At 71.1% G+C, this 22,804-nt stretch carries 20 protein-coding genes; 12 read left to right on the plus strand and 8 right to left on the minus strand.

What is annotated here, in order from left to right; all coding sequences use genetic code 11:
* The first annotated feature begins 144 nt into the window (after positions 1-144).
* Positions 145-1,173, plus strand: a complete 1,029-nt coding sequence (locus tag FBY22_RS01745) for a helix-turn-helix transcriptional regulator (RefSeq protein ID WP_260844686.1) — start codon at positions 145-147, stop codon at positions 1,171-1,173.
* A gap of 160 nt (positions 1,174-1,333) precedes the next feature.
* Here the strand turns inward: FBY22_RS01745 and FBY22_RS01750 are convergent, their stop codons facing one another.
* Positions 1,334-3,106, minus strand: coding sequence for a biotin carboxylase N-terminal domain-containing protein (locus FBY22_RS01750; RefSeq protein ID WP_142142122.1), 1,773 nt, complete (start codon positions 3,104-3,106; stop codon positions 1,334-1,336).
* Between the two features lie 339 nt (positions 3,107-3,445).
* Here FBY22_RS01750 and FBY22_RS01755 point away from each other — a divergent pair, with 339 nt between their 5' ends.
* Positions 3,446-3,943: a hypothetical protein gene (locus tag FBY22_RS01755; RefSeq protein ID WP_142142123.1), complete on the plus strand. Its 498-nt coding sequence runs from the start codon at positions 3,446-3,448 to the stop codon at positions 3,941-3,943.
* Here the strand turns inward: FBY22_RS01755 and FBY22_RS01760 are convergent.
* The 4 genes from FBY22_RS01760 to FBY22_RS01770 form a co-directional block, all read right to left on the minus strand.
* Positions 3,912-4,532: a nucleoside triphosphate pyrophosphatase gene (locus FBY22_RS01760; protein ID WP_142142124.1), complete on the minus strand. Its 621-nt coding sequence runs from the start codon at positions 4,530-4,532 to the stop codon at positions 3,912-3,914. The genes FBY22_RS01755 and FBY22_RS01760 overlap by 32 nt on opposite strands.
* A gap of 31 nt (positions 4,533-4,563) precedes the next feature.
* Complete coding sequence (mmpB, locus tag FBY22_RS44630; protein WP_260844687.1) at positions 4,564-4,692, minus strand: morphogenic membrane protein MmpB; 129 nt, start codon at positions 4,690-4,692, stop codon at positions 4,564-4,566.
* A 110-nt stretch (positions 4,693-4,802) separates the two neighbouring features.
* Complete coding sequence (locus FBY22_RS01765) at positions 4,803-5,012, minus strand: acyl-CoA carboxylase epsilon subunit (RefSeq protein WP_142142125.1); 210 nt, start codon at positions 5,010-5,012, stop codon at positions 4,803-4,805.
* A gap of 10 nt (positions 5,013-5,022) precedes the next feature.
* Positions 5,023-6,606: an acyl-CoA carboxylase subunit beta gene (locus FBY22_RS01770; RefSeq protein ID WP_142142126.1), complete on the minus strand. Its 1,584-nt coding sequence runs from the start codon at positions 6,604-6,606 to the stop codon at positions 5,023-5,025.
* Between the two features lie 111 nt (positions 6,607-6,717).
* On the opposite strand from FBY22_RS01770, the gene FBY22_RS01775 reads away from it, so the two are divergent.
* Positions 6,718-7,578: a biotin--[acetyl-CoA-carboxylase] ligase gene (locus FBY22_RS01775; RefSeq protein WP_142142127.1), complete on the plus strand. Its 861-nt coding sequence runs from the start codon at positions 6,718-6,720 to the stop codon at positions 7,576-7,578.
* A gap of 116 nt (positions 7,579-7,694) precedes the next feature.
* Positions 7,695-8,801, plus strand: coding sequence for an adenylate/guanylate cyclase domain-containing protein (locus tag FBY22_RS01780; protein WP_142142128.1), 1,107 nt, complete (start codon positions 7,695-7,697; stop codon positions 8,799-8,801).
* A gap of 10 nt (positions 8,802-8,811) precedes the next feature.
* Here the strand turns inward: FBY22_RS01780 and FBY22_RS44635 are convergent, their stop codons facing one another.
* Positions 8,812-9,849 (minus strand): hypothetical protein, encoded by a 1,038-nt coding sequence (locus tag FBY22_RS44635; RefSeq protein ID WP_260844688.1) that lies wholly within the window; start codon positions 9,847-9,849, stop codon positions 8,812-8,814.
* Positions 9,850-10,080: 231 nt separating this feature from the next.
* Between FBY22_RS44635 and FBY22_RS01790 the strand changes: the two genes are divergently transcribed.
* From FBY22_RS01790 to hutH, 3 genes are all read left to right on the plus strand, one after another.
* Positions 10,081-10,881, plus strand: coding sequence for an enoyl-CoA hydratase-related protein (locus FBY22_RS01790; protein ID WP_142142129.1), 801 nt, complete (start codon positions 10,081-10,083; stop codon positions 10,879-10,881).
* Positions 10,882-10,971: 90 nt separating this feature from the next.
* Positions 10,972-12,120 (plus strand): GGDEF domain-containing protein, encoded by a 1,149-nt coding sequence (locus FBY22_RS01795; protein WP_142142130.1) that lies wholly within the window; start codon positions 10,972-10,974, stop codon positions 12,118-12,120.
* Between the two features lie 90 nt (positions 12,121-12,210).
* On the plus strand, positions 12,211-13,749 hold the full coding sequence (hutH, locus tag FBY22_RS01800) for a histidine ammonia-lyase (RefSeq protein WP_142147279.1): 1,539 nt from the start codon (positions 12,211-12,213) through the stop codon (positions 13,747-13,749).
* 36 nt (positions 13,750-13,785) lie between these two features.
* Here the strand turns inward: hutH and FBY22_RS01805 are convergent, their stop codons facing one another.
* Together FBY22_RS01805 and FBY22_RS01810 are read right to left on the minus strand one after the other, a co-directional pair.
* The gene (locus tag FBY22_RS01805) at positions 13,786-14,586 is read right to left on the minus strand and encodes a hypothetical protein (protein ID WP_142142132.1); all 801 of its coding nucleotides are present in this window, start codon (positions 14,584-14,586) and stop codon (positions 13,786-13,788) included.
* Positions 14,587-14,628: 42 nt separating this feature from the next.
* The gene (locus FBY22_RS01810) at positions 14,629-14,943 is read right to left on the minus strand and encodes a hypothetical protein (RefSeq protein ID WP_260844689.1); all 315 of its coding nucleotides are present in this window, start codon (positions 14,941-14,943) and stop codon (positions 14,629-14,631) included.
* A gap of 109 nt (positions 14,944-15,052) precedes the next feature.
* On the opposite strand from FBY22_RS01810, the gene FBY22_RS01815 reads away from it, so the two are divergent.
* The 5 genes from FBY22_RS01815 (at position 15,053) to FBY22_RS01840 (ending at position 22,713) form a co-directional block, all read left to right on the plus strand.
* A complete protein-coding gene (locus FBY22_RS01815) occupies positions 15,053-15,397 on the plus strand; it encodes a hypothetical protein (RefSeq protein ID WP_142142133.1) in 345 nt (114 codons plus the stop codon).
* Between the two features lie 205 nt (positions 15,398-15,602).
* A complete protein-coding gene (locus tag FBY22_RS01820; protein WP_142142134.1) occupies positions 15,603-16,868 on the plus strand; it encodes an Ig-like domain-containing protein in 1,266 nt (421 codons plus the stop codon).
* Positions 16,869-17,004: 136 nt separating this feature from the next.
* Positions 17,005-18,474 (plus strand): ABC transporter permease, encoded by a 1,470-nt coding sequence (locus FBY22_RS01825; protein ID WP_142142135.1) that lies wholly within the window; start codon positions 17,005-17,007, stop codon positions 18,472-18,474.
* A 48-nt stretch (positions 18,475-18,522) separates the two neighbouring features.
* A complete protein-coding gene (locus FBY22_RS01830; protein WP_142142136.1) occupies positions 18,523-19,206 on the plus strand; it encodes an ABC transporter ATP-binding protein in 684 nt (227 codons plus the stop codon).
* Positions 19,207-19,416: 210 nt separating this feature from the next.
* A complete protein-coding gene (locus FBY22_RS01840) occupies positions 19,417-22,713 on the plus strand; it encodes a S8 family peptidase (protein ID WP_260844690.1) in 3,297 nt (1,098 codons plus the stop codon).
* The last annotated feature ends 91 nt before the right edge of the window (positions 22,714-22,804 follow it).

Consider the following 22,804-nt stretch of genomic DNA (forward strand, 5'->3'; position numbering starts at 1 on the left):
GTCACGTGCGCCATCACTCCCACCTGCTCCCTCTTGCGCCCCCCCTTTGCCTCCAGCATGCCATCGAGGACGTGCGAGCGGCCTTGCCCGACCGGAGGCAGGCCGTACCTTCGTCTCAGGCGAGAGCAGCGCCGGGAGAGTGCGATGGACATCAGCGGTGCGGACGCGCGTCGTGTACTGACGCTCGTACGGGAAATCGAAGGCATCGGTTCCTTACCGGAGTTGCAGGAGCAGGCACTGCGGGGGCTGATGCGGCTCGTGCCGGCCGACGGCGGTCAGGCCTACCGGCTGTCCGTGGACGGCACGGGGGAACTCGCCGCCCTCTCCCTGCCCCGGGAGTCCTTCCACGAGGATCCGATGGTCATCTACGACCACCCCCTCGACCATCCGCTCACCGACGTGATGCTTCGGACACCCACCGCCGAGGCCTGGCGGGTCAGCGATGTCGCCGCGGACCGGCAGTGGCGGCGCACCTACTGCTACAACCTGGACTTCCGTCCCTTCGGCATGATGCGCCATCTCGTCGCCTCCGGCGGCTCGGACATGTCCGTCGTCGAGGGATACGCGCTCGCCCGCTCCGGCACGGACTTCAGCGAGCGCGAACGCGATCTGTTCGGCTTCGCGCAGCAGCAACTAGGCGCCGCCGAACGGGCTTTGCGGGAACGCGAGCAGCTGCGGGCACTGGCGTCCCTCGCCCTGGACCTGGCCGGCGGCAAGGAGCGCGGGGTCGCCGCCCTGGACGTCAGCGGACGGCCGTACGCCCTCAACGCGGTCGCCGCCGGCCTGCTGGCCGTCGTGGGAGACGATCCGCGGCTGGGCGACGCCGGGTGCTTCACGGTGCGGGACGTGGAGGTGCGTCGCGTCCCGCCGAGCGCGCCCGGTGGACCCCCTCTCCTGCTGCTGCGTGATCTCGCCCGGCCGCGCACGCTGGCCCGGCGGTACGGGGTGACCGAGCAGGAGCACCGCACCCTGTGCCATCTGCACGCCGGGTGTACGGCGACCGAGGCCGCCCGGCGGATGGGGCTGTCACCGGTGACCGTGCGGGGCTACATCGCCTCCCCTGCACCGCAAGCTGGAGGCCGGGCACACGGCCGCGCTGCTGCGGCGCGGCCGGGACCTGGGCCTGCTCGTGGACTGAGGCCCAGGCGATATGTCGCGACCCGTCAGAATTGACGGATGGCCCGCGGGTGGCCGCGCTCGGTTCACTGGCTCTGGGCGCCGTGCGGGGACGGCCTCCACGAGAGGCCACCGTCACGGGGGACGGGGAAAGGCGAGGCGCCCGGCGGACCGACTGCTCCGGTCCGCCGGGCGCCTCGCCCGGGTGTGTCGCGGGTCAGTCCTTGATCTCGCAGATCGCGGAGCCGGAGCTGATGGAGGCGCCGACCTCCAGGCTCAGGCCCTTGATGGTGCCGGACTTGTGCGCGTTGAGAGGCTGTTCCATCTTCATCGCCTCGAGCACGACGACCAGGTCGCCCTCCTTGACCTCCTGGCCCTCCTCCACGGCGACCTTGACGATGGTGCCCTGCATGGGGGAGGCGAGGGTGTCGCCGGAGGCGACGGGGCCGGACTTCTTGGCGGCGCGGCGCTTGGGCTTGGCGCCCGCGGCCAGGCCGGTGCGGGCCAGGGTCATGCCCAGCGAGGCCGGCAGGGAGACCTCCAGGCGCTTGCCGCCGACCTCGACGACGACCGTCTCGCGGCCCGTGTCCTCCTCCGCCTCGGCGCTGGCGGGGGCGGCGAAGGGCTTGATCTCGTTGACGAACTCGGTCTCGATCCAGCGGGTGTGGACCGTGAACGGCTCGTCGGAGCCGGTCAGCTCGGGCGCGAAGGCCGGGTCGGTGACGACCGCGCGGTGGAAGGGAATGGCCGTGGCCATGCCCTCGACCTGGAACTCCTCCAGGGCGCGGGAGGCCCGCTGCAGGGCCTCCTTGCGGGTGCGGCCGGTGACGATCAGCTTGGCCAGCAGGGAGTCCCAGGCCGGGCCGATGACCGAGCCCGACTCCACGCCCGCGTCCAGGCGGACGCCCGGGCCGGTGGGGGCGGCGAAGGTGGTGACGGTGCCGGGGGCGGGCAGGAAGTTGCGGCCCGGGTCCTCGCCGTTGATGCGGAACTCGAAGGAGTGGCCGCGCAGCTCCGGGTCGCCGTAGCCGAGTTCCTCGCCGTCGGCGATGCGGAACATCTCGCGGACCAGGTCGATGCCGGCGACCTCCTCGGTGACCGGGTGCTCGACCTGGAGGCGGGTGTTGACCTCCAGGAAGGAGATCGTGCCGTCCTGGCCGACGAGGAACTCGCAGGTGCCGGCGCCCTCGTAGTGGGCCTCCTTCAGGATCGCCTTGGAGGCGCGGTACAGCTCGGCGACCTGCTCCTCGGACAGGAACGGCGCCGGGGCCTCCTCGACCAGCTTCTGGTGGCGGCGCTGCAGGGAGCAGTCACGGGTGGAGACGACGACCACGTTGCCGTGCTTGTCGGCCAGGCACTGGGTCTCCACGTGCCGGGGGCGGTCGAGGTAGCGCTCGACGAAGCACTCGCCGCGGCCGAACGCGGCCACCGCCTCACGGACCGCGGAGTCGTACAGCTCCGGGACCTCTTCGAGGGTGCGGGCGACCTTCAGGCCGCGGCCGCCGCCGCCGAAGGCGGCCTTGATCGCGATGGGCAGGCCGTGCTGCTCGGCGAAGGCGACGACCTCGTCGGCGCCGGAGACCGGGTCGGGGGTGCCCGCCACCAGGGGGGCGCCGGCACGCTGCGCGATGTGCCGGGCGGCGACCTTGTCGCCGAGGTCGCGGATGGCCTGCGGGGGCGGGCCGATCCAGATCAGCCCGGCGTCCAGCACCGCCTGGGCGAAGTCGGCGTTCTCCGAGAGGAAGCCGTAGCCCGGGTGGATGGCGTCGGCGCCCGACTCGCGCGCCGCGTTCAGAATCTTGTCGATCACCAGGTAGCTGGTGGCCGGGGTGTCACCGCCCAGGGCGAACGCCTCATCCGCGGCGCGGACATGCAGAGCGTCCCGGTCGGGGTCGGCGTAGACGGCCACGCTCGCGATGCCGGCGTCCCGACAGGCCCGGGCAACGCGGACAGCGATTTCGCCACGGTTGGCGATGAGCACCTTGCGCACGATTGAGGCTCCCTCCTTGAAACAAGCCGAGTTTAGGGACAGCCGACGAGGCACTTCGACCCATCCCCAATGGTGAGCTTGCCCACACGGAGCGTGATTCGAGGCTTCCTCGACCCGCGAAATCCCTTGTCGCACCCTGGTGTGCAGGACTCCTCCGGGCAACCCTAGCCCTCTCATGTGGTCAAGGTCTCTGTGAGAGCGTGCTGCGGGCCACTCAGTTTCTTTGTGGAGTCCCTACGAATGGCCCAACGATTCTTTGCCGCTCGCCGAACCCTTGTCCCGCGGTTTACCCGTTAGTAGCGTTCGCGATGTATCGAACGGACGTGGAGGGGTGGCCCGGTGGTGCGCAGACCGGTGGCGTGGGTCGTGGCGGTCGTGCTCTTCGTCGAGGCGCTCGGCGTCGCGGCGCTCAACTGGTTCCTGGGGATCGTCGTCGACCGGCAGGACATGTCGCTCGCCGGCCTCGACCCGGACACGATGTCCCTGTCCTCGAAGATCGGCGGCGTCCTCTTCGGCCTCTACTTCGCCCTGTGCGGCCTGGTGGCGCTCCTGGTGGCCGTACGCAACCGTCCCCCCGCCGGCTTCGGCCGCGTCCTCCTGGTCAGCGCGGCCGTCGTGCACGGCCTGCTGGGCGCGTTCGCGTGGGGGCTGGTGGGCTGGCCGGCGTTCACGTTCATGGTGGTCGTACTGGCGCTGATCGTGCTGCTGCTGATGTCCTACGACCGTCCGGCCGAACCCGCCGACGCGGCTCCGCCCGCGCAGGCGCCGGGCCCCGGGAGCGGCGACGGCGACGCGGGCGCGCCCGTCACCCCTCCGCCGGCGCCCACAACTCCGTGATGCCCACGCCCAGTTGGGCCAGCAGCCTGCGCACGAGCGGCAGGCTGATGCCGATCACGTTGCCGTGGTCGCCGTCGATGCCGTCGATGAACGGCGCGCTGCGGCCGTCCAGCGTGAACGCTCCGGCGACGTAGAGGGGCTCTCCGGAGGCGACGTACGCGGCGATCTCCTCGTCGCTGGGGTCGCCGAAGCGGACCACCGTGGAGGCCGTGCCGGAGGCGTAGCGGCCGCTGGCGGTGTCGTAGACGCAGTGCCCGGTCTGGAGCGTGCCGGCCCGGCCGCGCATCGCCTTCCAGCGCGCCGTGGCCTCCTCCGCGTCCGCCGGCTTGCCCAGCGCCTCGCCGTCCAGGTCCAGGACCGAGTCGCAGCCGATCACGACGGCGCCGTGGGCGTCCGGGCGGGCGGCGACGACGGAGGCCTTGGCCTCGGCCAGGGCGAGGGCCAGTTCGGCGGGGGTGGGCGCGCTGACGGCGTCCTCGTCCACGCCGCTCACGATGACCTCGGGGTCCATGCCGGCCTGGCGCAGGAGGCCCAGCCGGGCGGGGGACTGGGAGGCGAGGATGAGGCGGCGGCGGGGCTGATCGGTCATGGGGTCAGGGTATCGACGCCGGTGCCGGGGTTCACCTCAGGCCGATCACGATCATCGCCAGGACCATTGCGAGGGCCATGAGAACCCCGAGTCTGCGCAACATGTCCTGCATGTCGCGCAGTTCCTCGGGGGGTTCGTTCTCGGGGTCCGACCACAGCATGCCACCAGCGTGGGGCTTGGGCCGGGTGGGCGCCTGAGTACGGGTACTCAAGTTGGCGCCCTGGGTTGTCCCCTGCCGTGCGCGGTTCCCCGCGCCCCTGGGGGCTGCGGTCAGCCCGGCCAGTAGGTGCGGGACCAGGCTGTCGGGCTCGGCTGGGGCAGGCGGTGGGTTGCTATGCGGGACGGGTCGGACCAGGAGTCGCGGGGCTGCGCGGCATCCGGGGTCACGGCGGACGCCGCTGCCGCGCGGGCCCTGACCACCGCCAGGGCGGCGGCCAGCTCCTCCGGGGTCGGGTTGCCCCGTACGACCTTGATGTTCACAGCGACTCCTTTACAGGGGGATGTTGCCGTGCTTCTTCGGCGGCAGCGACTCGCGCTTGGTACGCAGCTGGCGCAGGCCGCGGACGACGTGGTGGCGGGTGTCGGACGGCATGATCACGGCGTCGACGTAGCCGCGCTCGGCCGCGACGTACGGGTTGAGGAGGGCGTCCTCGTACTCCCGGATCAGCTGGGCTCGCGTGGCCTCGACGTCGTCCGCCTCGGCGATGGTGCGCCGGTGCAGGATGTTGACCGCGCCCTGGGCGCCCATGACCGCGATCTGGGCGGTGGGCCAGGCCAGGTTGAGGTCGGCGCCCAGGTGCTTGGAGCCCATGACGTCGTAGGCGCCGCCGAAGGCCTTGCGGGTGATGACCGTGATCAGCGGGACCGTGGCCTCCGCGTAGGCGTAGATCAGCTTGGCGCCGCGGCGGATGATGCCGTCGTGCTCCTGGTCGACGCCGGGCAGGAAGCCGGGGACGTCGACGAAGGTCAGCACCGGGATGTTGAAGGCGTCGCAGGTGCGCACGAAGCGGGCGGCCTTCTCGGACGCCTTGATGTCCAGGCAGCCGGCGAACTGCATCGGCTGGTTGGCGACGATCCCGACCGGGTGGCCCTCCACGCGCCCGTAGCCGGTGACGATGTTCGGCGCGAACAGCGGCTGCGTCTCGAAGAACTCGGCGTCGTCCAGGACGTGTTCGATCACCGTCTTGATGTCGTACGGCTGGTTGGCGCTGTCCGGGACGAGGGTGTCGAGCTCGCGGTCCTCGTCGGTGACCGTGAGGTCGGCCTCCTCCGGGTAGACCGGGGCCTCGGAGAGGTTGTTGGACGGCAGGTACGACAGCAGCTGCTTGATGTACTCGATGGCGTCCTTCTCGTCCCCGGCCATGTGGTGGGCCACGCCGGAGGTCGAGTTGTGGGTGCGGGCGCCGCCGAGCTCCTCGAAGCCGACGTCCTCACCGGTGACCGTCTTGATGACGTCCGGGCCGGTGATGAACATGTGCGAGGTCTGGTCGACCATCACCGTGAAGTCGGTGATCGCGGGGGAGTAGACGGCTCCGCCCGCGCAGGGGCCGACGACCAGGCTGATCTGCGGGATCACGCCGGAGGCGTGGGTGTTGCGGCGGAAGATCTCGCCGTAGGCGCCGAGCGAGGCCACACCCTCCTGGATGCGGGCGCCGCCGGAGTCGTTGATGCCGATGACCGGGCAGCCGGTCTTCAGCGCGAAGTCCATGACCTTGACGATCTTCTGGCCGTAGACCTCGCCCAGCGCACCGCCGAAGACGGTGAAGTCCTGCGAGAACACGGCTACGGGGCGGCCGTCGACCGTGCCGTAGCCGGTGACGACGCCGTCGCCGTAGGGACGGTTCTTGTCGAGGCCGAAGTTGGTGGAGCGGTGCCGGGCGAACTCGTCGAGCTCGACGAAGGAACCCTCGTCGAGCAGCAGCTCGATGCGCTCACGGGCCGTCAACTTGCCCTTGGCGTGCTGCTTTTCGACGGCGCGCTCGGAGCCGGCGTGCGTCGCTTCCTCGATGCGGCGCTGAAGATCCGCGAGCTTGCCCGCGGTGGTGTGGATGTCGATCTCTTCCGGCTCGGACATCGGGATCGCGGCTCCCTGCCTGCTCAAAAGGGGGGACGGTTACTCATCCGTAGAGTAGTGGTGCCCCTACGAATCAGCAGTGCGGCGTTTCACACACCTAGGGTGGCTTGCATGACGCCACAAGATGCATCAGACGACAGCCGTTGGTCCGATCTGGACCGGCCGCCCCTCAACGCCGTCGCGCTGCGGCGCGGCCTGGTGCGGGAGGGCGGGCTGTGGCGCGAGGTGGAGGTGGTGCGGCGCACCGGCTCCACCAACTCCGACCTGGTCGCCCTGGCCGAGGCCGGCAAGGCGGGCGAGGGTTATGTCCTGGTGGCCGAGGAGCAGACCGCCGGGCGGGGCCGTCTCGACCGGCAGTGGACGGCGCCGGCCCGCTCCGGGCTCTTCTTCTCCGTGCTGCTCACCCCGAGCGAGGTGCCGGTGGCCCGCTGGGGATGGCTGCCGCTGCTCACCGGGGTCGCGGTGGCGACGGGGCTGGCGCGCGCGGCCGGCGTGGACACGGCACTCAAGTGGCCGAACGACCTGCTGGTCTCCATCGGCGGCGAGGAACGCAAGGCCGGGGGCATCCTGGCCGAGCGGGCCGGGGACCACGGGGTGGTCGTCGGGGTCGGCATCAACGTCACCCTGCGCGAGAACGAACTCCCGGTCCCCACGGCCGGCTCCGTGGCCCTCGCCGGAGCGGTGAGCACGGACCGCGATCCCCTGCTGCGGGCGGCGCTGCGGTCGCTGGAGGAGTGGTACCGGCGGTGGCGGGACGCCGGCGGCGATCCCGCGGAGAGCGGTCTGCAGGAGACGTACGCGGCGGGCTGCGCGACGCTGGGGCGGACGGTCCGCGCGGAGCTGCCGGGCGATCGGTCGATCGTGGGGGAGGCGGTGGCGGTGGACGGCGACGGAAGGCTGGTGATCGCCACGGAGGAGGGCGTACAGGAGCCGGTGGGCGCGGGGGACATCGTGCACCTGCGACCGGCGTGAGCGTATTTCCCCACGGGCCGTGCGTTCTCGGCGCCCACGGAGTGAGCTAGCGCACACCTGCCGTACAGTTGAGGCCGGTCGATACGTGACCGCGGCAGATCGGAAGGGCAGCAGGCGTGACCGTCGACGACACCGGCTCTGGCGAGGGCGCGGACGCCGCCGACCCCGGCGAGGACCCGCTCGCCCTGCGTCTGGAACACCTGATCCTCGGCGCCGAGCGGCGCTACACCCCCTTCCAGGCGGCTCGTAGCGCGGGCGTGTCGGTGGAGCTGGCGACCCGCTTCTGGCGGGCCATGGGGTTCGCGGACATCGGGCAGGCCAAGGCGCTGACCGAGGCCGACGTCCTCGCGCTGCGCCGGCTGTCCGGCCTGGTCGAGGCGGGGCTGCTGAGCGAGGCGATGGCCGTGCAGGTGGCCCGTTCCACCGGGCAGACCACGGCCCGCCTCGCCGAGTGGCAGATCGACTCCTTCCTGGAGGGCCTGACCGAGCCCCCGGAGCCGGGCATGACCCGCACCGAGGTGACGTACCCGATCGTCGAGCTGCTGCTGCCCGAGCTGGAGGAGTTCCTCGTCTACGTCTGGCGCCGCCAGCTCGCCGCCTCGGCCGGCCGGGTCGTGCAGGCGGCCGACGACGAGGAGATGGTCGACCGGCGGCTGGCCGTCGGCTTCGCCGACCTGGTCGGCTTCACCCGGCTCACCCGCCGGATGGAGGAGGAGGAGCTCGGCGAGCTCGTCGAGGCCTTCGAGACGACGGCCGCCGACCTGGTCGCCGCGCACGGCGGACGGCTGGTCAAGACGCTCGGCGACGAGGTGCTGTACTCGGCGGACGACGCCGGGGTGGCCGCGGAGATCGCGCTGCGGCTCATCGAGACGATGGCGAACGACGAGACGATGCCGGAGCTGCGGGTGGGCATCGCCTTCGGCACCGTCACCACCCGTATGGGTGATGTCTTCGGTACGACGGTGAACCTGGCCTCCCGGTTGACCTCGATAGCTCCCCGGGACGCCGTGCTGGTCGACAGCGCCTTCGCCGAGGAGCTGATCCGCACCGGGGAGGCGCCGGCCTCCGAGGCGGAGGCGGCCGAGGCCGCGGCCGCGGCGGAGAAGGAGGGCGAGGAGCCGCCGGTCTTCCGCTTCGGACTCCAGCCGATGTGGCAGCGCCCGGTGCGTGGGCTCGGCGTGGTCGAGCCGTGGCTGCTCACCCGGCGGGCCCAGGAGACGTAGAGCGCCGCCGTCAGTGCCCGAGCGGGCCGACGCACAGGCCGACGACCGGCACGCACAGACCGGGCTCGCCCGGCTGCGGAGCGGGGGACGACGGTGACGTGCCGTGGCCCGGGTGCGGGGCGGCCGGCGTGGTCGCGGGCGGGCGGGGCGCCGCCGTCGAGGGTGCGGGCGTGTTGGGTGCCTCGGGGATGGTGGTCATGTCCGGCGTTGCCGGGGTGCCGGGGGGCGTGGAGGCCCCGGGCGCCGGTGCCGCCGCGCTCGTGACCGGCCCGGAGGCGGGGCTCGGGCCCGACGTCGGGGTCGCGCTCGCACCGCCCATGACCGAGGTCGCCGACGGGCTGACGCCGAGGGCGGCGGGGAGGGTGGCCGCCGCGTTCGTCGCCCCGCCGCTGACCCCGCCGCCGACATCCTCCCGGGGCTCCGCCTCCGTGGTCCCGGGCACACCGCTGCCGGGCCCGGGGACCATGCGGACCAGGCTGAGCGCTCCGGCGGCCAGAGCCAGCCCGCCGACGGCGAACAGCACCTTGCGGGGCCGGGGCCGGCGGTGCCGCCCCCGCACACAGGCACCGAAGAGGCGGGGGCCGGGGAGCACAGGCGGTACGTCCTGGACGCAGACACCCCCGGGCGCCGCGCCCCGAACCCGGGCCGACACGGCCGCACCCTCGGCGCGCGCGGGTGTCGCGTTGTCGGCCTGTGCGGGGTGGCCGGCGTTGTCGGGTGGTGCGGGTCGGTTTCGGGTGGGGGCCGGTGGTAGGGGCGTGCGCCGGGTGCCCGTGGGTCTCGTGTTCTCGGCCTGTGCGGGGTGGCCGGGGTCGGCGGGTGGTGCGGGTCGGTTTCGGGTGGGGGGCGGCGGTAAGGGCGTGCGTTCGGCGGCTGCTGGTGCCGTGCGCCTGGGCTGTACGGGGTGGGGGGCGTCGACGACCGGCGCGGCGGGGCGGTCGGCGGTGAGGGCTTCCGGAGGGCGGCGGTCGGGAGGGTGCGACGCGGCCTCGCGCTCCGCCGCGCGTGCCCCCTCCGGCCTGGTCGGCGTCTGCGTCGTCTTCGTCATCCCGGTCCCTCCCCGCTCGCGCGTGCCCCCTGTGCGCCGTGGCGGACGCACGTTATGCGCTCTCGTGGGCGGTGGGAGGGGAGTTGGGCGGGATGTCACTCGAACGGGGTCTCGGAGCGAGGTCGGGGGAACGGGCGCCCCCGGCCGGCGCCGTCCGCTCTTTCGCCCGGCGCGGACGTCCTGCGATGATCGGGCCGAGCAATTGTTAACCCGCGTTAACCGGAGGGTGTCATGAGCGAGGAGCGGTTCGGGGAGTTCGTGGTCGTACGGCGGCACGGGGACGGGCATGTCGCGGAGCTCGCCCTCGACCGGCCGAAGGCCATGAACGCCGTGTCGACCGAGATGGCCCGGTCCGTCGCGGCGGCGTGCGCCGCGCTGGGGGCCGACCGGGACGTGCGGGTCGTCGTGGTGACCTCCACGCACGAGCGCGCCTTCTGCGTCGGCGCCGACCTGAAGGAGCGCAACTCCTTCACCGACGCCGACCTGGTGCGCCAACGGCCCGTCGCGCGCGCCGCCTACACCGGCGTACTGGAGCTGCCTGTGCCGACGATCGCCGCCGTGCACGGCTTCGCCCTCGGCGGCGGGTTCGAGCTCGCCCTGTCGTGCGACCTGATCGTGGCCGACCGTACGGCGGTGGTGGGGCTGCCGGAGGTCTCGGTGGGGGTCATCCCGGGCGGCGGCGGGACCCAGCTGCTGCCGCGCCGGGTCGGTGCCGCGCGGGCCGCCGAGCTCATCTTCACCGCACGGCGCCTGGAGGCGGCGGAGGCGGCGGAGCTGGGGCTCCTGGACCGGCTGGTGGAGGAGGGGCGGGACACCGAGGAGGCGCTCGCCCTTGCCTCCCGCATCGCCGCGAACTCGCCGGTCGGCCTGCGTGCCGCCAAGCGCGCCCTGCGCCTCGGCCACGGCCTGGATCTGCGGGCCGGCCTGGAGGTCGAGGACGCCGCGTGGCGCTCGGTGGCCTTCTCCGGAGACCGGGCGGAGGGTGTGGCGGCGTTCAACGAGAAGCGGAAGCCACAGTGGCCGGGGGAGTGAGCACGGGCCGGGGGCGGACACACGGGGGGTCGGTCACCCTCACGCCGCGCCAACGGAACGAAACCCTCCAAACCTCCCTAACCTGGATTAATGGGTGAGGACAAGCGGCTCGCAGCCGTCGTCGCGTTGGCTCAGGGCATGGCTGCGGCCCACGGTGCCCGCGGTGCGTGGCGTGCGGCGGCCACCGGTGCCTGCCGGGCGCTGGGCGGCAGCTTCGCCGCGCTGTCGGTGTGGGAGCGGGAACTGGGGCGGCTGAAGGTCCTCGTCAATGTGGGGGAGCGGGCCGCGGGGGAGGACGAGTTCCCGGAGGACGAGTCGTATCCGGTGCACCAGTTCCCCGAGATCACCGAGTTCCTGCACGAGCGGTGGGCCGGGGGCGGTGAGCCCAACGCGTGGGTGGAGACGGCGGAGGGGCCCGCGGCCGGACGCCGGCCGGGGTACGTCCACCAGCGGGTCGCCGCGCTGCGCCGCAGGGGGCGGGGCTGCTGCGTCGTCGCGCCGATCGTGCTGAACGGTCGGGCCTGGGGCGAGCTGTATGTCGCCCGGCGCTCCGGGGTGCCGGTCTTCGAGCGGGCCGACGCGGACTTCGCCACCGTGCTGGCCGCGGTCGTCGCCGCCGGGATCGCCCAGGCGGAGCGGCTGGAGGAGGTACGGCGGCTCGCCTACACCGATGCCCTGACCGGCCTCGCCAACCGCCGTGCCGTCGACGCGCGACTGGACGAGGCCGTCGAGCGGCACCGCGCGGACGGGACCGTGGTCAGCCTCGTGGTCTGCGATCTGAACGGGCTCAAGCGGGTCAACGACACCCGGGGGCACGCCGTCGGCGACCGCCTCCTCGAACGCTTCGGCTCCGTGCTCTCCCTGTGCGGCGCCATGCTGCCGGGCGCGCTCGCCGCGAGGCTCGGCGGTGACGAGTTCTGTCTGCTGGCCGTCGGGCCGTCCGCCGACGAGGTGGTCAAGGCGGCCGACGAGCTGTGCCGTCGCGCCGCCGAGCTGGAGCTGGGGGAGGGGGTGGCGTGCGGGGTCGCCTCGACGCAGGACCCGATCGGTCCGGTCCGTTCTGCCCGCCGCCTGTTCCGCCTCGCGGACGCCGCGCAGTACCGCGCGAAGGCGCTCCGCGCGGGGCAGCCGGTGGTGGCCGGCCGGGATGGCCCCGACGACCCCGTCGTACGGCTCGCGGACGAGCCCTCACCGGCCCTTCCCGCCGAACGGCGCCGGTTCCGGGGGCGCCAGGTCTGAAGTCCCGGGGGCCGGACTTCCTGTAAGGGTCGTACCCGTCACCCAGTAGTGACATCCTCGTCTTCACTGCGTACGCTCCTGAATATGGATATGCACACTGTGGTGGTGGGGACGTCCGGGGTGACCGCGTCCGACGTTCTCGCCGTGGCGCGTGGCGGTGCCCGGGTCGAGCTGTCGGCGGAGGCGGTGGCGGCCCTCGCCGCCGCCCGAGAGATCGTGGACGCCCTGGCGGCCAAGCCCGAGCCCGTCTACGGCGTCAGCACCGGCTTCGGTGCCCTGGCGACCCGGCACATCAGCCAGGAGCTGCGCGCCCAGCTGCAGCGCAACATCGTCCGCTCGCACGCCGCCGGCCTGGGGCCGAAGGTCGAGCGCGAGGTCGTACGGGCGCTGATGTTCCTGCGGCTGAAGACCGTCTGCTCGGGGCACACCGGAGTGCGGCCGGAGGTCGCGCAGACCATGGCCGACGTGCTCAACGCCGGGATCACGCCCGTCGTCCACGAGTACGGTTCGCTCGGCTGCTCCGGCGACCTGGCCCCGCTGTCCCACTGCGCCCTCACGCTGATGGGCGAGGGGGAGGCCGAGGGCCCCGACGGCGTCGTCCGGCCCGCCGGCGAGCTCCTCGCCGAGCACGGCATCACGCCCGTCGAGCTGCGCGAGAAGGAGGGCCTCGCCCTCCTCAACGGCACCGACGGCATGCTCGGCATGCTGGTCATGGCCCTCGCCGACCTCGACATGCTCTACAAGTCGGCCGACATCACCGCCGCCCTCTCGCTGGAGGCGCTCCTCGGCACCGACAAGGTCCTCGCCCCCGAACTGCACGCCATCCGCCCGCACCCGGGGCAGGGCGCCAGCGCCGCGAACATGCTCGCCGTGCTGAAGGGTTCGGGCCTGACCGGTCACCACCAGGACGACGCCCCGCGCGTCCAGGACGCCTACTCGGTGCGCTGCGCCCCCCAGGTCGCCGGCGCCGGACGGGACACCATGGCGCACGCCCGGCTCGTCGCCGAGCGGGAGCTGGCCTCCGCCGTCGACAACCCCGTCGTCCTGCCCGACGGCCGGGTCGAGTCCAACGGCAACTTCCACGGCGCACCGGTGGCCTACGTCCTGGACTTCCTCGCCATCGCCGCCGCGGACCTGGCCTCCATCGCCGAGCGCCGCACCGACCGGCTGCTGGACAAGAACCGCAGCCACGGCCTGCCGCCGTTCCTGGCCGACGACCCCGGCGTCGACTCCGGGCTCATGATCGCCCAGTACACGCAGGCCGCCCTGGTGAGCGAGATGAAGCGGCTCGCCGTGCCGGCCTCCGCCGACTCCATCCCGTCCTCCGCGATGCAGGAGGACCACGTCTCCATGGGCTGGTCGGCCGCGCGCAAGCTGCGCACCGCCGTCGGCAACCTCGCGCGCGTCGTCGCGATCGAGCTGTACGCCGCCTCCCGTGCCATCGAGCTGAGGGACGGGCTGACCCCGGCACCCGCCTCGCGGGCTGCCATCGACGCCGCGCGGGCCGCGGGGGTCGGCGGTCCCGGGCCGGACCGGTTCCTGGCGCCCGACCTGGCCGCGGCGGACGCCTTCGTGCGGGACGGGAAGCTGCTTGCCGCGGTGGAGAAGGTCACCGGGCCGCTGCAGTGAGCGGTCGGGGCCCCGCAGCGGCGGGGCCCCGGTCCGTCACTTGAGCTTGGCCGCCTGGGCCTTGATCACCTCGGCGGGGATCGAGTACTCGCTCTTCTCGCCGGCCAGCGCGGCCAGGCTGATCGAGTAGTACGTGGCGATCGTGGAGCCGTGCCGCACGACCTCGCCGTGCACGGTCTGCGTGTCGCCCTCGACCTTGCCGCTCACCTCGAACGCCACCGACTTCTCGCCGGTGCCCGAGGACTTCTCCGCGACGACCTTCGTGAACTTCTGCGTGTCCTGGCCCTGCGCCGCGATCGTGAACCCGCCCGCGCAACCGGCGACCGCGTCCGAGACGGACTTCATCGTCTTCTCGGCACCCGCGCCGTCGTACGAGGACAGGGAGACGATCGTCATCGTCGAGCCCATGATGTCCTGCAGGCTCTTCTCCAGGTCCTCGAGGCTCTCGTCGGAGGTGCTCGTGGAGGAGGGCTTCTCGCTCTTCTGCGTCACCATGCGGTTGACGTAGGCGTTCTCGTCGTCGCCCGGTGCGAAGCCGGTGAGGACGTAGGCGAGGGGCGCGCATTCGGCGTCGGTGACCGTGACCTGGTCCTTGGAGGCGGCGAACTTCCCGCCCGTGTCGGCGGACTTGACGTCGTATCCGTCGAGGTCCTGCGCGGTGACGATGAGCTTCTTCAGCTCGGTCGCGGTGTACGCCTTCGCGGCGGCGGTGGACGGGGAACCCTCGGCGTCCGAGGAACCGGAACCGGAATCCCCGCCGCAACCCGTGACAAGGGCGAGCGACAGCGCGCTCACGGTGACCGTGGCGGCCATGCGCACGCCCGATGATCTCTTCATGATCCGGACTATGAAGCCCACACCAAGGAAGAGTCAAGCGAGTTAAAAGCCGAGGCGTTCCCGGCGGACCGAGTAGACGACGAAACCGGCACCCAGCGTGAGGAAGAACGTTCCGCCCACGACGTACGGAGTGGTGTCGATGCTGCCGGTGTCGGCGAGCTGGGTGTCGTCCGCGGACGTGGCGGTCTCGCTCTCGCCGAGTTGTGACGTGGCCCTGGCCTGCGTCGTCGTCACCGTCGAGGGCTGGGTTCTCTCCGGTCCGGCCTGGGAGGCGTTGGCGGACGGGACGAACCACAGGGCCGCCAGCAGGGTGCCTGCGGCGGTGGCTGTCAGCAACGGACGGCGAGCGGATGACACGGAATATCGATCCCCTTGTGGCGCTGGCGAATTGGCCGTGTGGAGCGATGTTAGTGAAAGGCGCGGGTCACGGGAAAGTCACGGGAGGTTTGAGTCGTACGCTCGCGCCATGAGCACTGAAGAGACATCACGTTTTGTCCGCCTTCGGGTGGAACTCGTCCTTGAGATCGGCGACGCCGAGAGCGTCACCAAGGCCGCGTTGCAGCGGATCGCCGGCGAGAACGAGATGCCCGACGACGAACGCGCGCACGCCGAGGGCGCTGTGACGGAAGACACCGCGGAGGCGCTCGCCTATCTCGTCGATCCGTTCGACCTGGTCAACGCCGTGCCCGGGGTGGAACTCGCGCAGGCCTCCTGGTCCAGCGAGGCCATCGACTACGACCCCGATTCGCCGGACTGGGACCTCGACGAGGATGATGTGGACGAGGATGACGAGGAGGACGGCGTCGGCTGAACCGCCTGGGCGAACGGGACCCCGGTCGGCGAGCGCCGTCCGGGGTTTCGTCTTCCCGCCCCGCTGGACGTGGCGTGCCCCACACATCCCAGGCATGTGGAACGGGAGCGACCGGTCGTAGCGTTGATGTTCGTTGACGGCTGAAGTTCTGGGTTGAGGGGCCCGTCAACGGGGACTCTCGGGGTTCTGGGGAAAATCGGCGACGATGGAGAAGCGTGTGATGACGAACAGTAAGCGGCGCAGGGGCCTGACGGTCGCGTCCGCACTGCTCGGCGGGGTTCTGGTGCTCTCGGCCTGTTCCGGCGGCGATGACAGCGCCTCCGGCGGCAAGAGCAAGGACACCTCGCAGGCCAAGGCCGACGAGGCGGCCGCCAAGAAGACCTCCGAGGCCGACATCAAGATCACGCCCAAGGACGGCTCGGACAACGCCTCCATCAACAACTCCGCCGCCGTCACGGTCAGCAAGGGCACGCTCACGAACGTGACCATGACGACCGCGAACGGCACCGCGGTCCCCGGCACCCTGTCCGCCGACAAGACCAGCTGGAAGCCCAACGGCCAGTTGGAGCGCTCGACCACCTACAAGCTGGCGGCCACCGCGAAGGACTCCAAGGGCCTGGAGGCCCACGAGAACGCCTCCTTCACCACGGTCTCCCCGTCCAACAGCTTCATAGGCAACTTCACGCCGGAGAACGGTTCGACCGTCGGCGTGGGCATGCCGGTGTCGATCAACTTCGACAAGGCCATCACCAACAAGGCCGCCGTCCAGAAGGGCATCACGGTCAGCTCCAGCAGCGGCCAGGAGGTCGTCGGGCACTGGTTCGGGGCCAACCGCCTCGACTTCCGCCCCGAGACCTACTGGAAGGAGAACTCCACCGTCACGCTGAAGCTCGCCCTCGACGGCGTCGAGGGCGCCCAGGGCGTCTACGGCGTGCAGCAGAAGACGGTCACCTTCCACATCGGCCGCAACCAGGTCTCCTACGTCGACGCCAAGACCAAGCAGATGAAGGTCACCGAGGACGGAAAGGTCGTCAAGACCATCCCGATCTCGGCCGGTTCGCCGGAGAACAAGACCTACAACGGCATCATGGTGATGTCCGAGAAGTTCAAGGAGACGCGCATGAACGGCGCGACCGTGGGCTTCACCGACGACGACGGCAAGGGCGAGTACGACATCAAGGACGTGCCGCACGCCATCCGGCTCACCAACTCCGGCACCTTCCTGCACGGCAACTACTGGGGCGCGAAGTCCATCTTCGGCTCGGTGAACACCAGCCACGGCTGCGTCGGCCTGTCCGACACCAAGGGCGCCAACGACACCGGCACCGCGGCCTACTGGATGTACACGCACTCCATCGTCGGTGACGTCGTGGTCATCTCCAACACCGGCGACAAGACGGTGCAGCCGGACAACGGCCTCAACGGCTGGAACCTGAGCTGGGCGGACTGGAAGGCCGGTTCGGCCGTCTGACCCACCAGCACCGCACAGCTTTCCGATGCCGCCCTCAGGGGCGGCATCGGTGTTTCCGGGCCCGGTCACAGCCTTCTCATGCAGCTCTTATGTCTGCCTTATCCAGTCATCACGCGCCGTCCCTACCTTGCGGCGCATGTTCTTCACCTACCTGAGGCGCGAACTGCGCCGCCGCAGAAGGGCGGCCCTCGTCGTCGCCTCCGGTCTCGCGCTCGGTATCGCGCTGGTCATCGTGGTCAACTCCGTGTCCAACGGCATGGGGAAGGCACAGGACAAGGTCCTCCAGTCGCTCTACGGCCTGGGTACGGACATGACGGTCACCAAGGCGGCGACGCCGGCCGCGAGCAGCTCCCAGCAGCCGCGGTTCCAGTTCGACGCGCGGGGCGACGACGACTCCACCCAGAGCAGCGACCGGGTCCGGGTGCAGGGCTTCACCACCCTGGCCTCCTCGACGGTCGGCAAGGTCGCGGGGCAGAAGGGCGTCTCGTCCGCGGTGGGCGGCCTCAGCCTCAACGTGGTCAAGGTCAGCGGCCAGTTCACCCGCGGCCAGTTCCAGCAGAACCAGAACTCCGGCGGCAACCAGGGCCTCCCGGGCGGCAACGGCGGCGGCAGCGGTCGGCCGCAGGGCGAAGTGCGCGGCGGCGGCGCCGACTTCAGCCTCAACCAGTACACGGTCTACGGCACCGACGTCACCCGCACCGGCCTCGGCCCGCTGACCTCGTCGAAGATCACCAGCGGGCGCACCTTCAAGGCGACGGAGACCGACGCCAAGGTCGCGGTCGTCGACTCGGCGTACGCCAAGGAGAAGAAGTACAAGGTCGGTTCGACCGTCACCATCAAGAGCGTCAAGTACAAGGTGATCGGCATCGCGACCGCGGACAGCGGTGACTCGGCGGCCAACCTGTACATCCCGCTGAAGCAGGCGCAGACGCTGGCCGGCGAGAAGAACAAGGTCACCACGATCTACGTCAAGGCGACCGACTCCCAGCAGATCGACTCCGTGAAGTCGACCATCCAGAAGAACGTCTCCGGTACGACCGTCACGACGTCGACGGACCTCGCGAAGACCGTCTCCGGCTCCCTGTCCACGGCGTCCTCCCTCGCCACGAACGTCGGCAAGTGGCTGTCCATCGCCGTGCTGGTGGCCGCCTTCCTGGTCGCCGGCCTGCTGACGTCCTCGGCCGTCTCGCGCCGGGTGCGGGAGTTCGGCACGCTGAAGGCGCTGGGGTGGAAGTCGGGCCGGGTCACCCGGCAGGTGGTCGGCGAGGCCATGGTCAACGGGCTGCTGGGCGGCGCGCTGGGCATCGCGCTCGGGCTGGCCGGCGCGTACGTCGTGACGTCCGTGAGCCCCACCCTGCAGGCGCAGTTGGGCGGGGGCGGCACCACCACCGGTGGCCCCGGGGGCGGTGGTCCCGGCGGGGGCTTCGGCGGCCCGGGACGGCAGGCAGCGAAGACCCTGGAGGTCGTCCTCACCGCGCCGGTGAGCGTGACGACCATCGTGCTGGCGGTGGCCCTCGCGGTGGCCGGCGGCCTGATCGCGGGCGCCTTCGGCGGCTGGCGCGCGTCACGACTGCGCCCGGCGGACGCACTGCGCCGCGTCGAGTAGCGCACCACCACGCGCCCCACCCCGACCCTCTCCCTCTCAGGAGCCCCCATGTACGAACTCAGAAACGTCACCAAGCGCTACACCCGGGGCAAGGACACCGTCGACGCCCTCGACGGCGTCGACCTCTCCATCGCCGACGGGGACCGGCTGGTCATCCAGGGCCCCACCGGCGGCGGCAAGTCCACGCTGCTGCAGATGCTCGGCGGCCTGGACCGGCCGACGTCCGGTGAGGTCAGCCTCGACGGCACCGACCTGGCCAAGCTGTCCGAGGCCCGGCTGACCAAGGTCCGCAGCGAGACCATCGGCTTCGTCTTCCAGAGCTTCAACCTGATCCCGACCCTGACCGCCCAGGAGAACGTGGAGACCGCCCTCGTACCGCTCGGGGTGAAGGTGGGGGACCGGCGCGAGCGGGCCGCCGAGGCGCTGCGGTCCGTCGGGCTCGGGGAGCGGCTCGGGCACCTCCCCTCCGAGATGTCCGGAGGCCAGCAGCAGCGCGTCGCCATCGCCCGTGCCCTCGTCAAGCAGCCGAAGGTGCTCCTCGCCGACGAACCCACCGGCAACCTCGACGAGTCGATGCGCGACGAGATCATGGACGTACTGGAGCGCATGTGGAAGGAGTTGGGGCTGACCTTCATCATGGTCACCCACGACTCCGCGATCGCGCGCAAGGCCCCGCGGGTGGCGACGATCCGCAGGGGAAAGCTCACTGTCAAGGAGAACGCGGGAGCGTAACTCGACGACTTTGTAACGGAGTTGGGCCCGGTGCGTAACAGTGCCGGCGGCCGTCTCTCACCTTCCTCTCACCTATTGAGGTGTCAGATCACCCCCCGGCATACTCCGTATTCCGGGGGGTGTACGCGCTTGCGTACGAGACCACCCCCGCCCGGGTGAACGGGGAATTCGCCCGGAACCACATCTCCAGGGGGAGACTTGCGCAGACAAGTGAAAAGAGCATGCGCGGCCACCGTCGCCACGGCGGCCGCGGTGGCACTGGCGGCGGGAATGACCAGCCCGGCGTCGGCGAAGGCGGAGCGGTCCTCGACCGCCCCGCAGACTCAGCTCACGTCCAAGCACCGCATCACCCTGATCACCGGCGACCGCGTCCTGGTCGACTCCAAGGGCCGCGTCGTCGGCCTGGAGCGGGCGAAGGGGCGCGAGCACATACCCGTCCAGATACGCAGGGAAGTCGGACACACGCTCGTCGTCCCGGCGGACGCGGTCCGGCTGGTCGCGGCCGGCAAGGTCGACCAGCGGCTGTTCGACATCACAGAACTCAACAAGTCCGCGACCCGCAAGTCACAGGCCAAGGGCCTGAAGGTCATCGTCGGCTACAGCGGCGCGGCCACGGCCGCCAAGGCCGACGTACGGGACGCGGGCACCCTGCGGCGCAGCCTCAGGTCCCTCAACGCGGACGCCGTGCAGACCCCGCAGAAGGAGACGCCAGAGCTGTGGGACGCCGTCACCACCGGCGGCAGGACGGCCTCGGGTATCGCGCACGTCTGGCTCGACGGCACCCGCAGGGCCAGCCTCGACAAGTCCGTGCCGCAGATCGGCGCCCCCAAGGCCTGGGCGAAGGGGTACACCGGAAAGGGCGTCAAGATCGCCGTCCTGGACACCGGTGTCGACGCCACCCACCCGGACCTGAAGACCCAGGTCATCGAGTCCAAGAACTTCTCCGCCGCGGCCGACGCCACCGACCACTTCGGGCACGGCACGCACGTCGCCTCGATCGCGGCCGGCACCGGCGCCAAGTCCAACGGCAAGTACAAGGGCGTCGCACCCGACGCCAAGATCCTCAACGGCAAGGTCCTCGACGACGAGGGCGGCGGTGACGACTCCGGCATCCTCGCCGGCATGGAGTGGGCGGCCGAGCAGGGCGCCGACGTCGTCAACCTCAGCCTCGGCGGTCAGGACACGCCCGGGATCGACCCCCTCGAGGCCGAGGTCAACAAGCTGTCCGAGGAGAAGGGCATCCTGTTCGCGATCGCCGCGGGCAACTCCGGCCCGGAGTCGGTCGGTTCGCCCGGCAGCGCCGAGGACGCCCTCACCGTCGGCGCGGTCGACGACAAGGACAAGCTGGCCGACTTCTCCTCCACCGGCCCGACCGTCGACGGCGGCCTCAAGCCCGACGTCACCGCCCCCGGCGTGGACATCACGGCCGCCGCGGCCAAGGGCAGCGTCATCGACCAGGAGGTCGGCGAGAACCCGCCCGGCTACCTGACCATCTCCGGTACGTCGATGGCGACCCCGCACGTCGCGGGCGCGGCGGCGATCCTCAAGCAGGAGCACCCGGACTGGAGGTTCAGCGAGCTCAAGGGCGCGCTGACCGGCTCCGCCAAGGGCGGCAAGTACACGCCGTTCCAGCAGGGCTCGGGCCGTATCGCGGTCGACAAGGCCATCACCCAGTCCGTGATCGCCGACCCGGTCTCGGTCAGCTTCGGTGTGCAGCAGTGGCCGCACACCGACGACAAGCCCGTCACCAAGCAGCTCACCTACCGCAACCTCGGCACCAAGGACGTCACGCTGAGCCTCGCGGTCACCGCGACGAACCCCAAGGGCCAGGCGGCCCCCGCGGGCTTCTTCAAGCTCGGCGCGACCAAGGTCACCGTGCCGGCGGGCGGCAAGGCGGCGGTCGACGTCATCGTCAACACCAAGCTGGGCGGTACCCTCGACGGCGCGTACTCGGCGTACGTGACGGCGACCGGCGGCGGCCAGAGCGTCCGTACGGCCGCGGCCGTGCAGCGCGAGGTCGAGTCGTACAACGTCAAGATCAAGCACATCGGGCGGGACGGAAAGCCGACCGGCGACTACAACACCATCATGTTCGGCTACTCGGGGCTGGCCGAGGGCCGCGGCTACCAGGTGAGCGTCGACGCCTCCGGCACCACGACGATGCGCGTGCCCAGGGGCAAGTACCTGCTGGACGCCTGGATCGCGAAGGACTTCGTGAACTTCGAGGGCGGCATCGACTGGCTGGTCCAGCCGAGCCTGAACGTCACCAAGGACACCTCGGTGACGATCGACGCCCGTAAGACCGAGGCGGCCGACATCACTGTGCCGGACGCCCAGGCCAAGCAGCAGCTCGGCACGATCGACTACTTCTACGACGCCGCGGGCATCGGCTTCGGCCTCGGTCTGCAGTCCTTCGCCGACGTGCGCATGGCTGCGCTCGGCGGCGAGGTCTCGGGCCTGCAGCAGACCTGGAGCGGCCAGTGGAGCAAGGGGGCGGGCGCCGAGTACGACGCGGCTACCACCGCCAAGGTCAAGAAGATCACCGGCGACAAGGTCCGGCACTTCAAGGCCTCCGAGTTCGCCACGGTGAAGAACAACCTCGGCTCGGGCGCCTCCGGCAAGTCCGGCGGGCTCATGCCGCTCGGTGAGCTCCCCGAGGACGTCGTCCTCGCCAACGCGATCGAGCAGAAGCTGCCGGGCACCCGCACGGTCCACCTCTCGACCGTCGACAAGATCAAGTGGTCGTTCGACTTCCAGCAGTACAAGGGCCACGACGCGGACGGGCTGCCGATCCCGGAGGCGTACTACACGCTCGGCCCCTCGCAGCTGTTCAAGGCGGGCCAGAAGTACACGAAGACCTTCAACACCGCGGTCTTCGGCCCGCACCTGAGCGCCGACTTCGGGATCTACCGCGACGGCAACAGCATCTACGGCTTCGTGCCGCTGTTCACCGACGGGGCGGGCCACGCCGGTTCCTCCGACTTCACCTCGGTGAAGACGACCCTGTACCGCAACGGCACCCGGATCGGCTCGAACGACGACCCGCTCTTCGGCAACAAGGAGTTCACGGTCCCGGCCGGCCAGGCCGACTACAAGCTGACCACCTCGGTCAGGCGCGGCGCCGACATCGCGGGCGCCTCCACCCGCATCGACGCGAGCTTCACCTTCGGCTCCAAGAAGCCGGCCGCCGGTGACGTGGCCACGCTGCCCGCCTCCACCGTCCGCTTCAAGGCGGCCACCGGCCTGGACAACAAGGTCGAGGCCGGCAAGACGGTCAGCATCCCGGTGGCGGTCGAGGGCGCGGCCAAGGGCCGCAACCTCAGGTCGCTGACGGTGTACGTCTCCTACGACTCCGGCAAGACCTGGAAGAAGGTCTCCGTGACCGGCGGGAAGATCAAGGTGAAGAACCCCGCCAAGGGCACGTCCATCTCCTTCCGGGCGAACATCACCGACAAGAAGAACAACAAGTCGTCCGTGACGATCTACGACGCCTACTACGGCAAGTGAGCCGATGCTTCGGCGAGTGAGCCGATGCCTGGGCAAGTGAGCCGATAGCGAACCGCCCGCCGGAGGTACCGCCTCCGGCGGGCGTTCGTGT

Source organism: Streptomyces sp. SLBN-31, from assembly GCF_006715395.1.
Lineage (GTDB): Bacteria > Actinomycetota > Actinomycetes > Streptomycetales > Streptomycetaceae > Streptomyces.

Excerpts from the sequence above, each read along its gene's own strand:
- FBY22_RS01745 (WP_260844686.1), top strand. The coding sequence starts at position 145 with ATGGACATCAGCGGTGCGGACGCGCGTCGTGTACTGACGCTCGTACGG.
- FBY22_RS01760 (WP_142142124.1), bottom strand. The coding sequence starts at position 4,532 with ATGACCGATCAGCCCCGCCGCCGCCTCATCCTCGCCTCCCAGTCCCCC.
- mmpB (WP_260844687.1), bottom strand. The coding sequence starts at position 4,692 with ATGCTGTGGTCGGACCCCGAGAACGAACCCCCCGAGGAACTGCGCGAC.
- FBY22_RS01770 (WP_142142126.1), bottom strand. The coding sequence starts at position 6,606 with ATGTCCGAGCCGGAAGAGATCGACATCCACACCACCGCGGGCAAGCTC.
- FBY22_RS01775 (WP_142142127.1), top strand. The coding sequence starts at position 6,718 with ATGACGCCACAAGATGCATCAGACGACAGCCGTTGGTCCGATCTGGAC.
- FBY22_RS44635 (WP_260844688.1), bottom strand. The coding sequence starts at position 9,849 with ATGACGAAGACGACGCAGACGCCGACCAGGCCGGAGGGGGCACGCGCG.
- FBY22_RS01790 (WP_142142129.1), top strand. The coding sequence starts at position 10,081 with ATGAGCGAGGAGCGGTTCGGGGAGTTCGTGGTCGTACGGCGGCACGGG.
- FBY22_RS01795 (WP_142142130.1), top strand. The coding sequence starts at position 10,972 with ATGGGTGAGGACAAGCGGCTCGCAGCCGTCGTCGCGTTGGCTCAGGGC.
- hutH (WP_142147279.1), top strand. The coding sequence starts at position 12,211 with ATGCACACTGTGGTGGTGGGGACGTCCGGGGTGACCGCGTCCGACGTT.
- FBY22_RS01805 (WP_142142132.1), bottom strand. The coding sequence starts at position 14,586 with ATGAAGAGATCATCGGGCGTGCGCATGGCCGCCACGGTCACCGTGAGC.
- FBY22_RS01815 (WP_142142133.1), top strand. The coding sequence starts at position 15,053 with ATGAGCACTGAAGAGACATCACGTTTTGTCCGCCTTCGGGTGGAACTC.
- FBY22_RS01820 (WP_142142134.1), top strand. The coding sequence starts at position 15,603 with ATGGAGAAGCGTGTGATGACGAACAGTAAGCGGCGCAGGGGCCTGACG.
- FBY22_RS01825 (WP_142142135.1), top strand. The coding sequence starts at position 17,005 with ATGTTCTTCACCTACCTGAGGCGCGAACTGCGCCGCCGCAGAAGGGCG.
- FBY22_RS01830 (WP_142142136.1), top strand. The coding sequence starts at position 18,523 with ATGTACGAACTCAGAAACGTCACCAAGCGCTACACCCGGGGCAAGGAC.